Annotated in this window: 11 protein-coding genes; 5 read left to right on the top strand and 6 right to left on the bottom strand. The window is 53.6% G+C overall.

Going from position 1 to position 12,537, the window contains the following annotated elements; all coding sequences use genetic code 11:
• Window positions 1-116: 116 nt before the first annotated feature.
• From GN111_RS04820 to GN111_RS04800, 5 genes are all read left to right on the top strand, one after another.
• Window positions 117-407 carry a hypothetical protein gene (locus GN111_RS04820; RefSeq protein WP_155302664.1) on the top strand — a complete coding sequence of 97 codons (291 nt, stop codon included), beginning with the start codon at window positions 117-119 and terminating at the stop codon, window positions 405-407.
• 203 nt (window positions 408-610) lie between these two features.
• Window positions 611-979 carry a response regulator transcription factor gene (locus GN111_RS04815; RefSeq protein WP_155302663.1) on the top strand — a complete coding sequence of 123 codons (369 nt, stop codon included), beginning with the start codon at window positions 611-613 and terminating at the stop codon, window positions 977-979.
• Entirely contained in the window at window positions 976-3,165 is a 2,190-nt protein-coding gene (locus GN111_RS04810) for a 3'-5' exonuclease (RefSeq protein WP_155302662.1), read from the top strand. The genes GN111_RS04815 and GN111_RS04810 overlap by 4 nt, the downstream gene beginning before the upstream one ends.
• Window positions 3,165-4,262 (top strand): SPL family radical SAM protein, encoded by a 1,098-nt coding sequence (locus tag GN111_RS04805; RefSeq protein ID WP_170302128.1) that lies wholly within the window; start codon window positions 3,165-3,167, stop codon window positions 4,260-4,262. The genes GN111_RS04810 and GN111_RS04805 overlap by 1 nt, the downstream gene beginning before the upstream one ends.
• A complete protein-coding gene (locus tag GN111_RS04800) occupies window positions 4,259-4,915 on the top strand; it encodes a thermonuclease family protein (protein ID WP_155302660.1) in 657 nt (218 codons plus the stop codon). The genes GN111_RS04805 and GN111_RS04800 overlap by 4 nt, the downstream gene beginning before the upstream one ends.
• 70 nt (window positions 4,916-4,985) lie before the next feature.
• Here the strand turns inward: GN111_RS04800 and fusA are convergent, their stop codons facing one another.
• The 6 genes from fusA to xseA all read right to left on the bottom strand — a co-directional run bounded on the left by fusA (window position 4,986) and on the right by xseA (window position 12,459).
• Complete coding sequence (gene fusA, locus GN111_RS04795) at window positions 4,986-7,052, bottom strand: elongation factor G (RefSeq protein ID WP_155302659.1); 2,067 nt, start codon at window positions 7,050-7,052, stop codon at window positions 4,986-4,988.
• A gap of 116 nt (window positions 7,053-7,168) precedes the next feature.
• Window positions 7,169-7,912 carry a TlyA family RNA methyltransferase gene (locus GN111_RS04790; protein WP_155302658.1) on the bottom strand — a complete coding sequence of 248 codons (744 nt, stop codon included), beginning with the start codon at window positions 7,910-7,912 and terminating at the stop codon, window positions 7,169-7,171.
• Window positions 7,909-9,804, bottom strand: a complete 1,896-nt coding sequence (gene dxs / locus GN111_RS04785; RefSeq protein WP_155302657.1) for a 1-deoxy-D-xylulose-5-phosphate synthase — start codon at window positions 9,802-9,804, stop codon at window positions 7,909-7,911. Before dxs ends, GN111_RS04790 begins: the two co-directional genes overlap by 4 nt.
• A 77-nt stretch (window positions 9,805-9,881) precedes the next feature.
• A complete protein-coding gene (locus GN111_RS04780; RefSeq protein ID WP_155302656.1) occupies window positions 9,882-10,778 on the bottom strand; it encodes a polyprenyl synthetase family protein in 897 nt (298 codons plus the stop codon).
• A 13-nt stretch (window positions 10,779-10,791) separates the two neighbouring features.
• The gene (gene xseB, locus GN111_RS04775; RefSeq protein ID WP_353740196.1) at window positions 10,792-11,043 is read right to left on the bottom strand and encodes an exodeoxyribonuclease VII small subunit; all 252 of its coding nucleotides are present in this window, start codon (window positions 11,041-11,043) and stop codon (window positions 10,792-10,794) included.
• 54 nt (window positions 11,044-11,097) lie between these two features.
• Window positions 11,098-12,459 carry an exodeoxyribonuclease VII large subunit gene (gene xseA / locus GN111_RS04770; RefSeq protein WP_155302655.1) on the bottom strand — a complete coding sequence of 454 codons (1,362 nt, stop codon included), beginning with the start codon at window positions 12,457-12,459 and terminating at the stop codon, window positions 11,098-11,100.
• Window positions 12,460-12,537: the final 78 nt, after the last annotated feature.

Genomic DNA, 12,537 nt, shown 5'->3' with positions numbered 1-12,537 from the left:
TCTTCTCCATCCTGTGGACGGCATCCTTCGGGTGGGGACTCTTCGGATAGGACCGATTCCGGCGGGCCGTGGACAAAACGCGGCCCGCCGGTTCCACTCGGCATAAACACGGAGCGATGGGTGCGGATGAAGGCAAGCCCGTACCCATCGCCGACAACTACCGAACAGGGATACGCATCATGTCACTGGCACCCAAAGAAGTCACCTGTCGTTGCGGTCATTCTTTCATCACCGATCGGGAACGCAGCTGGTGCGGAAAATGCTGCGATGCCGTCTATTATCACGAGAAAGATAAGAATCGGTATCGGAACAACAGCATGTATATCGTAGGCATCATTATCGCCGTGGTCACATTTTTGACATACGTCTTCATGGAACTCATCGCTTCACCATTGCTCTCCGCCTGATTCGGGCGGGATTCAAAAAACGATGCCGATCATTCCGGTTGTGCATCGCTCACCCAATTGTCGAAAGCCCGAGCCGCATCGGGCGCTTCGATGGTCGTCTTTGACTTCGTCATTCACCGATGGAGCGTTTCTACCGCTCCACAAAATCCAACGTGCGCCATTTGTAATCTTGAAATCCCATAAAATCGGGGGTATTGATAACTATGGCCAGGAAAATACTCATCGTCGATGACGAACCCAGCATCACGGTGCCGCTGAAATTTTTGATGGAACAAAATCGTTTCGACGTAATGGTGGTTCACAGCGGGGAAGACGCCCTGACGGCCATCGAAGTGTTCGAACCGGACCTGGTTCTGCTGGATGTGATGCTGCCAGCCGTGGACGGATTCCAGGTTTGCCAGAGCCTCAGGGAAAATCCCTTGCGAAAGAACCTTAAAATCGTTTTTTTATCGGCCATGACCCGGGATCTGGATATTGCCAAAGGGAATACGCTCGGTGCCGATGCCTACATCACCAAACCATTTTCCAATGCCGAGGTGGTCAGGCAGGTCAAAGACCTACTTTCCGGATGAAACTGAACAATAAATTCTGGCTGTTCGCAGCCGTATGCATCGCTTTTACCAACGCCATTGCGGTGATCCTGGCCGTTTTGTTCTGGCGGCAGATCAGCCCCTTTGAACGACAGATGCTGATCCGGTTGTTCAGCGAGCAATTCTGGTATTTCTTTGCCACCGGGGTTTTCCTTTTCGCGGCCTTCGGTTTCACCCTGGATTGGTTCTTCCGTTTTTACATCCTGCCATTGATTCAAATGGTGGAAGAAACCCGCATGATGAATACCGTCAACCCGGCGCATCGTCTCAAAATCGACGGCAGCCGGGAGATCAAGGAACTGGCCGAACTGATCAACGCCTGCGGCGACCAATATGAAACGGCCAAGCATGTTATCGACCAGACCGTTGAGTCCGCAAAGGCCAAGACCGAGGCGGAAAAAAACATACTGGCCACCATCATGGCCGAACTCACCCAGGGCGTGTTGATCTGCGACACCGTAGGTCGCATCCTTTTGTACAACCGACAGGCCCAGCGGGTACTGGACAAAGCCCAGCGGCCGGAAGAGGACCTTGAGGCAGAAAATGTAGAAGAGTCCGCTTTGCCCGAAGGTTTCGTCGGGCTGCATCGCTCGGTCTATTCATTGATCGACAGGAACCTGATCCAGTATGCCCTCAAAGAGATCCAGCGAAAGCTGGACCGGAACAAAAAAAACGTCTCTTCCCATTTTGTCGTGGTCACCCAAAAAAGGCGCCAGCTTCTGGTCGAGACACTGCCAATTTTGGACGAGGATCAGCGTTTTGCCGGATTTGCCCTGATTTTCTCGGACATCACCCATCAATTGAAACATACCGGCCAGTTGAACGAACATTTAAAAAACATGGCCAAATCCCTGCGCTCTTCCATTGCAGCGATTCGTTCTACCGCGGATTTGATGGTCCAGTTCCCCGACATGGCTGCAGATCAGAAAAACGACTTTCTGGGAATTATATCCGAGCAGGCCGAAGCATTGAGCCGCGTGTTGCGAAACGAACTGACCGAAACAAGCATTTATGCCAAATCCCGATGGCCGCTGGCTCCCATTCTGGTGACCGATTTCGTTGCAGCCCTTCAGGATGAAGCCCTTTTGCTATCGGATATCGACCTGGAGGTGGCCGAATGCGATTCGCGTTGCATGATCCGGGTGGACAACTACTCTTTGATGCTGGCCATTCGGTTTGTTCTCGAACGCCTGAAAAAAGAGTTCAACCAGGATTGCAGTCGAATTCGGTTGACTGCGCCGGGCAACCTGGTACAGGTCGACCTGATCTGGAACGGACCGCCATTGAAAATCGAAACCTTGCGCCATTGGAGCAGTCTGCCGCTGACCGCTCCGCAGGAAGGGCTCCCGCTGACCTTGAAAGAGGTGTTGGAACACCACCATGCAGAAATCTGGCCCCATACCGACAGCCAGGAGACAGGCGTCGGCTGTCTGCGGTTGTTCATTCCCATGGTCCAATCGGAAAGACCGTCCGAGGATGTCCGTCAGGTTGCGCAGTTGCTCAAGAAACGACCGGAGTTTTACGATTTTGACCTTTTCAGCCGAACCGGCCAGGCACCGGAGTTGGAAAAACGGCTTTTGGGTGAATTGACCTACACCGTTTTCGATACGGAAACCACCGGATTGGACCCGCGCGGCGGGGACGAGATTATCTCCATTGGCGCCATTCGTGTCGTCAACGGCCGACTGTTGCACACGGAAACCATTCATCAATTGGTGGACCCTTGTCGGCCCATCCCCGGTGAATCGATCAAGTATCACGGGATTACCGATCAGATGGTCGAAGGCATGCCGACCGTCGACAAAGCACTTGCATTTTTGTATCGCTTCGCCCGGGATACGGTTCTGGTCGCTCACAATGCGGCCTTCGACATGCGCATGCTGGAAATGAAAGAAAAAGCCACCGGAATTCGCTTTACCAATCCGGTTCTGGACACCATGCATCTTTCCGCCATCGTTCATCCGGCCCATGAAGACCATTCCCTGGACACCATCGCCCAACGACTGGGAGTGAGCTTGACCAAACGACATGACGCCCTGGGGGACGCCATCGCCACCGGTGAAGTGTTTTTAAAAATCATCCCGCTGCTCAATGAAAAGGGGATCTATACGCTCAAAGATGCGCTGGTCGCCTCCCAAAGAACCTACTATACCCGGCTCAAATACTGATGATTAAAAAGCTTTTTATCGATGCCGAAGTTGCCGATCATCCGGAAACCAGGCGCTTTTGCCGCCGGATCGATCTTCCCGCCGAACTTGTAAACGACCCGCTAACCCTGTATCGATGGATCAACGCTGCTGACGACCCCGTTCAGCGCGGCAAGCAGATCCTGTATCTGACCCGCAACAAAGGCGGCTTTTTAAAACCCTGCCCGGGTACGCGGGAGTACATGTGCTGCGATTACCGAATCCTGCACGTGGCCTCCTTTTGCACCATGGATTGCTCCTATTGCATCCTGCAGAGCTATTTCCACCCGCCGCTGCTGCAGTTTTTTGTCAACCACGAAGACCTGGACGACGAACTGACCGCGTTTTTCCGAACAGGCACAATGGGTCGGTTGGGAACCGGTGAGTTTACCGACAGTCTGATCTGGGAAAAATGGACCGATCTGACCGAATATCTGGTGGCCCGTTTTTCCCGACAGGAAAAATCCGTCCTCGAGTTGAAGACCAAAACCGTAGCCATCGACCGCCTCAAGGGATTGGACCATCGCAGGAAAACCATTCTCTCCTGGTCCCTGAATACACCGGTAGTCATGAAATCCGAAGAGCGGCGCACGGCCTCCCTGGACGCCCGACTTTCAGCAGCCGCCCGCTGCCAGAAATGGGCCTATCCCCTGGCGTTTCATTTCGATCCCATGGTGATCTACCCGGGCTGCGAAGCCGATTACCGCCGGGTCGTCCAGCAGTTGTTTCAGCGGATCGACCCATACAACATCGTCTGGATCAGCATCGGCACCTTTCGCTTCATGCCGGCACTCAAGTCAGTCATTTCCCGGCGCTTTCCGGAATCCACCATCGCCTACGGCGAATTTATCACCGGACTGGACAACAAAATGCGTTACTTCAAGCCCTTGCGCATTGACCTGTATCGCAAGATGGTAGGCTGGATCCGTCAGGCGGCGCCGGACGTAACCGTCTATTATTGCATGGAAGATGAAGAGGTGTGGCAAAAAACCATGGACATGGTCCCCGAGTTGGAGGGCGGGATAGCACGGATGCTGGACGACAGTGCCGTAAGGGTCTGCGGCCTAAAACCCAAATGACGAAATTCAGAAAAACATGCTGGCTGGCAGGGATTTTCCTGTTTGTCGTTTTTATTGTCTGGAACGAACCACGTGCCCAAAGTTGGGTCGCAGTCCGCTGGGTTGCCGATGGGGATACGATTATACTGAAAGACGGCAGGCATGTGCGTTACATCGGCATCGACACCCCCGAGGTCGCCCATGAAAATTGCCTGGCCGAACCCATGGGGGAAGCGGCAAAGGCGTTCAACCGCGAGCTTGTGATAGGAAGTCGGATGCGCCTGGAGACGGACCGTGAAGAAAAGGACCGTTACGGCCGGGTCCTGGCGTATGTGTATCGGGAAGACGGTCTTTTTGTGAATGCCGAATTGTTGCGCAACGGCTTCGCCCATGTGCTGTATCGATTTCCCAATACCGCAAGGACCGACGAACTGCTGGACGCCCAGCGGGAGTCCATGGAGCAGGGCAGGGGAATCTGGCGGCGAATAAACAAAAACGAACATCCGCTTCATGCCTATCTGGGAAACCGCCGTTCAAAACGGTTTCACGTTTACGACTGCCCTCAGGGCAATCGCATGTCGGCAAAAAACCGGATCTGGCTGAAAAATCAGTGGACGGCCTTTTGGGAGGGGTACGCGCCGGCGAAGGGTTGTATCGTTTTTCCACCGGAATAACGGCTTCGTAACAAGGACATAAAAAAAAGGAGAGCCGAGGCTCTCCTTTTTTCAATATGAAAATAGGGCGTTATTCTTCCTTCTCGGCCTTGATCTGCTCGATCACTTTGGTGGCGATCTGGGCCGGGACCTCGTCGTAACGCAAAAATTCCATAGCGTACATTCCGCGTCCGCCGGTCATGGATCGCAGATCGGGTGCGTAGGTCTGGAATTCGGCCAGCGGCACTTCGGCGTTGATGACCTGATTCTTGCCGGCGGAATCCATTCCCAGAACACGTCCGCGACGGCTGTTCATGTCTCCCATGATGTCCCCCATATATTCGTCCGGGGTAATCACGGTTACCTTCATGATCGGCTCGAGCAGAACCGGTTTGGCCTCTTCGCAGGCCTTTTTATACGCCAGGGAGCCGGCCACCTTGAAAGCCATTTCCGACGAATCGACTGCGTGGTAACTTCCGAAATCGACTGTCGCCCTGAAATCCACACAGGGAGCGCCGATCAGCGGTCCCTTCTGGGAGGCTTCGACGATGCCCTTTTCCACGGCCGGAATGTACTGCCTGGGAATCACACCGCCCACGATGGCATCGACAAATTCGAACCCGGCACCCCGGGGAAGGGGTTCCATGACAATCCAGCAATCCCCATACTGGCCGTGCCCACCGGATTGCTTCTTGTGTTTTCCCTGGACGCGGACTTTTTTCTTGATGGTTTCACGATAGGGAATTTTGGGGGTTTTCAACAGGACTTCCACATTGAATTTTCTTTTGAGTTTTTCGATGGTGCTTTCGATGTGAACCTGCCCCAGTCCGGAGAGAAGAATTTCTTTCGTCTCCGCGTTGCGTTCAAGGATCAAGGCCGTGTCTTCCTCCAGAAGTTTGGTCAGCGAAATGTAGATCTTGTCTTCGTCGCCGGTGGCCTTGGATTCTAGGGCGAAGGAAATCAGCTTTGGCATGGGTTCGGCACAGGTGTAGCGGATCTTGGCGCCGTCGTCGCACAAAGTGTCTCCGGTTTTGGTCTCCTTGAGCTTGGCCACCGCCACGATGGATCCGGGTCCGGCCTCTTTTGCCGGTTTCTGTTCCTTGCCGGCTATGGTGAGCAGCTGGTTGAACCGCTCCTTGGTTTCTTTGTTCGCATTGTAAAAGGTACCGTCGCTGCCCAGTTTACCGGAAACCACCCGGAAAATGGTCAGTCTGCCGGCATAAGGGTCGGCCACGGTTTTAAAAACGAATGCGGAAAAGGGGGCATCGGGGGCCGGAGCTCTTTCGATCTCCTCGTCGTTGGCCGGATTGACGCCCTTTTTCGGTGCACCTTCCAGAGGGGAGGACAGGCAGTTGACCATAAAATCCATGAGCAGGTCCACCCCGATATCGGATGTTGCCGAGCCGCACAACACCGGGGCGAAAGTTCGGTTGAGGATCCCTTTCTTAAGGGTGTCGCGAAGTTCCTGATTGGTAATTTCCTCTCCTTCCAGGTAGCGCTCGATCAGTTCGTCGTCGGCTTCGGCCACGTTTTCGATCAGCGTTTCTCGCTCGGTTTCCACCGTGTCCTGCATGTCGGCGGGGATATCGATTTCAGATGCATTTCCGCTGTCGTCATACGTATAGGCCTTCATGCCAATCAGATCGACAATCCCGTTGAATTCCGCTTCGGCTCCGATGGGCAACTGCAGGATGATGGGTTTGGGTGTCAGGCACTGTACGGCGTCTTCCACCGTGCGGCTGAAATCGGCACGTTCGCGGTCCAGTTTGTTGATGAAAATGGCGCAAGGCTGCTCGTATTCGGATGCGAAATCGGCAACCTGCTCGGTCTGGACTTTGACGCCGTCCACGGCATCCACGAGGATGAGGGCTGTATCGGCGGCCTGCATGCACAATTTGGCATCGGAGATGAAATTCTGATCGCCGGGGGTGTCGATCAGACTGATGGTATGTTTTTTCCAGGGAAGCTGAAAGAAACCGCTGGAAAGGCTGGATTGCCGCTTGAGTTCTTCCGGTTCGAAATCCATTACCGTGTTGCCGTCTTCCACGCGTCCGACGCGGGTCGTCATGCCAGCCTTGTTAATCATGATTTCAGCAAGGGAGGTTTTTCCCGCCCCGCCATGGGCAACCAGGGCAACGTTTCTTAAGGTTTCATTCATTTGACCCTCTCAAGCTCCTCTCTTCATTGAAATTTCTTCACTTCGGTTAGATTTTGATTAAAACAAGCATTATTAGATCGAAGGCGTAAAAAAATCAAGTTCAAAAAATCGGGCAGTTACACTTCCGGAGGTGTTCGTCGCAGCAGGATAAGGAATTCCTGGTTGCCCTTGGGACCCAGGACAGGGGAGGGGACGACCGGACCGCAAATAAGCGCAAGCTCGGAAAAAAAATCATGCAGCGATGCGATAATTTCGGCGTGCAGTGCAGGGTCTTTGACCACCCCGCCTTTTCCGACCCTGCCCTTGCCGGCTTCGAACTGGGGTTTGATCAGCGCCAGAACGATTCCGTCGGGCTTTAAAAAGGGCAGGGCCGCCGGTACGACGATCTTAAGGGAGATGAAAGAGGCGTCGATGGTCACCAGGTCGACGGGACGCGTGATCACAGTGGGGTCCATGGTGCGGATATTGGTGCGTTCGATGACGACAACGCGGCTGTCCTGGCGCAGCCTCCATGCCAGTTGACCATAGCCCACGTCGACGGCGAAAACCAGCTCGGCTCCGTTTTGCAGCAGACAGTCGGTAAAGCCGCCGGTGGATGCACCCACATCCATGCAGACCATGCAGGTGCAGTCGATGCGATTGGCCTTCAGGGCTGCCTCCAATTTTAACCCACCCCGGCTTACGTAGGGCAGATCCTCGCCTTTGAGGCTGACCACGGCATCTTCGGGATAGCGGGTGCCCGGTTTGTCGCAGCGCTGCCGGTTGACCAGCACACGGCCGCTCATGATCAGGGCTTTGGCGCGTTGGCGGCTGGAGCAAATGTTTTTTTCGACCAGCAGGGTGTCGATACGCTTTTTCAATCTTCCATCATCTCTCGGGCGTTTTCGACAATGGCCGCCGCATCCATACGATACTTGCTCCGCAGTGCGCGCTGCGGGCCGTGCTCGACAAAAACGTCGTCGATTCCCAAACGCTTGACCTTTACGTTGCAGATGCCATTGTCGTTCAGCAATTCGAGGATCGCACTGCCGAATCCGCCCTGAACCGCATTTTCCTCCACTGTAATCACACGTCCGATGGATCGTGCCAACGGCAGAATCAGGTCGCGGTCCAGCGGTTTGACAAACCTGGCGTTGACCACGGTTGCTTGGACAGCATGGCTTCCGGCAAGTTGTTCGGCGGCGCACTGGGCTTCGCTCACCATGCTGCCGATGGCGAGAATCAGAATGTCGTCTCCACGGTCCAGGACCTCGGCCGAGCCGATGGGGATCGTTTCGATGGGTTCATCCAGATCCACACCAACGGCCTGTCCACGCGGATATCGCAATGCGATGGGACCGCTGTGTGCTACCGCGGTGGCCAGCATCCGGCGCAATTCGTTTTCATCCTTGGGAGCCATGACGACCATGTTGGGAATGGTTCTTAAAAACGAGATGTCAAACAGCCCGTGATGGGTTGGTCCGTCCTCGCCGACAATCCCGCCGCGATCCAGTGCGAAGACCACCGGTAGGTTTTCGATGCAGACATCGTGAATGATCTGATCAAAAGCGCGCTGCAGAAAGGTGGAATAGATTGCCACGACCGGGCAGTAGCCTTCGGTGGCCATTCCGGCGGCAAAGGTAACGCCGTGCTGTTCGGCGATGCCGACATCGAAAAATCTGTCGGGAAAGGACTTGGAAAAGGGAACCAGGCCGGTACCTTCGGGCATGGCCGCGGTAACGGCGATGATCTTGTCGTTTGTCCTGGCCAGTTCCACCATGGTTTGGCCGAACACCTCGGTGTAGCTGGGCGCATTGGTTTTCTTGGGACGGCAAACGCCCGTATCGATGTCAAAAGAGCCGACACCGTGAAAATAGACCGGATTTTTTTCTGCCTGTGGGTATCCCTTGCCTTTTTTCGTAATGACGTGCAGCAGTACCGGTTCTTTGATTGTTTTGATATTGTTGAGAATATCGATCAGGTGGTTCAGATTGTGTCCGTCGATGGGCCCGAAATACTCGAAATTGAAGGCTTCGAAGAGCATCCCGGGCGTCACGAAGGTTTTAAATGATTCCTCGCTGCGTTTGGCCAACTGATAAACGTTTTCGCCGATACGAGGCAGGGATTTTAGAAATTCGCCGAATTCCTTGCGCAGCGATTGCAGTCGCGAGGCCGAAAACGTACGGCTGAGCAAAGAGGAGAGGGCGCCGACGTTCTGCGAAATGGACATTTCATTGTCGTTCAGGATGACGATCAAATCCTTGTCCTTGTGCGTGTCGCCGGTCTGGTTCAACCCTTCGTAGGCCAGCCCCGCCGTCAGGGATCCATCTCCGATCACCGCGACCACTTTGGAGGTATCTTTCTTCAGATGCTTGGCGCATGCGATCCCCAGTCCGGCGGAAATGGATGTGCTGCTGTGTCCGGTGGTAAATGCATCGTAGGAACTTTCGCTGCGTTTGGTAAAGCCGGAAAGGCCGCCGTGTCGGCGCAAGGTGGCAAATTGTTCTCTGCGACCGGTTAGCAGTTTGTGCGCATAGGCCTGATGGCCCACATCCCACAAAATTTTATCTCGAGGGGTGTTAAAAACGTAATGAAGGGCAATGCCCAATTCCACTGCGCCAAGACTGGAAGCCAGATGCCCCCCGGAAATGGAAACCACATCGACAATGGTCTTGCGGATTTCCTTGGCCAGGTCAGGCAGAGCGCTGCGGCTCAGTTTTTTCAAATCTTCAGGAGAATCGATGGTATCGAGCAAATGCGAAGATGGATGCAAGGCGTAAGCTCCGAAGCTATGTGTCCATTACTGTTCGATGGGGCGCAGATCAACCCGTTTCGAATAACCGTAAACGATTATCTATTCCTTTCAACAACATAGCGTGCAATTGCACGTAAAGGGTCAGCTTTCTTATCAAAAGCAGCTAACGCGTTCAAGGCTTTGTCCACCAGTTGGCCGGCCAGGTGTTGAGAGGACGCAAGACCGATCAGTAAAGGGTAGGTGTTTTTGCCGCGCGCCTGATCCGTACCGGTGGCCTTTCCCAACCGCTCAGGGTCACCCGTTACGTTGAGGATGTCGTCGGCCACCTGGAACGCCAAGCCAATGTGGGCGGCATAGGCGCCCAGTGCCTGAAGCTGAATTTCCGAAGCTCCGGCGACCATACCCCCGGAAACCACGGATGCTTGAATCAGTTTACCGGTTTTCAGTCCGTGAAGGGCTTCGAGTTGTTCGATGGAAATGACCGTGCCCTCGAAGGCGATATCCCGCATCTGCCCCTCGATCATCCCGTTACAACCAGCAGCGGATGCAATTTTTCCGATTGCGCGCAGCCACTTGGGATGTTCGGCAGCCTGACATTGGCTAGCGGTGGTTGCCAGGATTTCGAAAGCCAGGGTCAGCAGGGCATCGCCGGCCAGAATCGCCGTGGCTTCGTCGAATTGAACGTGGCAAGTGAACTTTCCCCGTCTTTTCTCGTCGTCGTCCATGGCCGGCAGATCGTCATGGATCAACGAATAGGTGTGGACCATCTCCAGCGCGCAAGCCAGGGCGGTAACCGCTTCATGGTCGCCGCCAACCGCTTGGGCACCGGCAATGCAAAGTATCGGTCTCAGGCGCTTGCCCCCGGCCATGACGGAATAAGCCATGGCTTGGGTCACCCGTGAATTAGATGCATCTTCAGGGCCCAGGTAGCTTTTCAAGGACGCATCCACCCGCTGCCTTTGAACTTCCAGGTAGGGTTTCAAATCGAACATGCGCGCCTTTTGGTTATTCAGATTCGACGTCAAATGATTTTTCGATGGTTTCGCCGTTTTCATCGGCCATCAGCAGTGTGACCCGTTTTTCAGCATCGTCCAGCTTTTCGCTGCAATAGCGGGACAGTTTGATGCCGGCCTCAAATTTTTCAAGCGCTTTTTCCAGCGGAAGATCACCGGATTCCAGGGATTTGACGATTTTTTCCAGTTCGTCGACCGCTTTTTCAAAACTGGGCGGCGCCTTTTTAGCCATAGTATCAATCATCCTTAATTTCCGTGGTTTTTTTGTAACCATTTAAAATGATAACGGCAAATCATGTTATTGGGTCTGTTTATCGGTTACGGTAACCTGCAACTTTCCGCTGGCCAGCACCACCTCCAACTGTTGATCGGTTTTGACTTCGCTGGCATCGCGAACAATGGTTCGATTCGGAAGGCTACGGGTAATGCTGTATCCGCGCTGAAGAATCGCCATCGGGTTTAACGCATCGAGCATTGCGCTGTTTTTACAAAGAAAAGTCCTTCGGTCCTGCAATTTGTAGAACATTTCCCCGTTCAATGCCTGCTGAAAATTATCGAGACGCATCCGCAACGTCGTGATGTTTTTTACCGGTGAACCTTGCAACAGCATTTCCCGGCGAAAAGCGATGCGTTCTTTTTTTCGCGTGATAACATCGTTGATGGTTGTCGTTAACCGCGTCGCCAAATCGTCCTGCCGCATGCGCCAGTCCTGAAGCCTGCGCTTGGGATGAACGATCCGATTGCGTAACCCGATAAATTGTTTTTCTAACAATTTTAGGCTGGAGGATGTGGAAACATAAAGTTTCCGTTTCATTTCATAGATTCGGCTTTGCAACTCGGTTTTTAAGGGAACAACGATTTCCGCGGCAGCCGATGGTGTCGGAGCCCTCAGGTCGGCAACGAAGTCGGCAATGGTGAAGTCCGTCTCGTGGCCGATTGCCGAAACCACCGGAATTCGGGATTTAAAAATGGTCCGGGCAACCTGTTCGTCGTTGAATGCCCAAAGATCTTCAATGGATCCACCGCCTCGGGCCAGCACGATGACATCGCAGGATCCGAATTCATTCAGCCATGTCAGAGCCTGGATGATTTCCCGTGGAGCCGATTCCCCCTGAACCCGGACCGGAACCACCTGAATCGGCAAATTGGCAAACCGTCGTTGAGCTACCTGGATGAAATCACGTATAGCGGCGCCGGTGGGTGATGTAACGATTGCGATAGTTTTCGGGATCTTCGGTAATGTTTTTTTGGACAGTTCATCGAAAAGACCCTCGGCGGATAGCTGGCGTTTGAGTTTTTCAAAAGCGATTTGAAGGTTGCCGATGCCTCTGGGCTCAAGGTATTCAAAAACAATCTGGTACGATCCGCGCGGTTCATAAACGGCGACTCTGCCGAAGCCGATGACGGCCATGCCGTCTTTGGGTCGGAATGCCAAGCTTGCCGCCTGGTTGCGGAACAGCACGGCGCTGATCTGGGATCGCGAATCCTTCAATGTAAAATAGCAATGGCCTGAAGAAGGAACTCTGTAATTTGATATTTCTCCTGATATCCATAGGAAAGGATACTTGTCCTCAAGCAGTTGCTTAATGTTGCTGTTCAGTTCGCTGATGGAATAGATATGCTGTTTTGGCGGATTGTTCGCGACGGTAGTTGGTTTCATTGCAAAGGCAGTGATTTGTTGTGGGGACCACAATTGTAAAAAATAATCTCCTGATACATATAACGTCTGATAAGATAT

The sequence above is a fragment of the Desulfosarcina widdelii genome, from assembly GCF_009688965.1.
In the GTDB taxonomy this organism is placed as follows: Bacteria; Desulfobacterota; Desulfobacteria; order Desulfobacterales; family Desulfosarcinaceae; genus Desulfosarcina; species Desulfosarcina widdelii.
The sequence above is the reverse complement of the archived record's forward strand: the minus strand, read 5'-3'. Positions and strand labels throughout refer to the sequence as shown.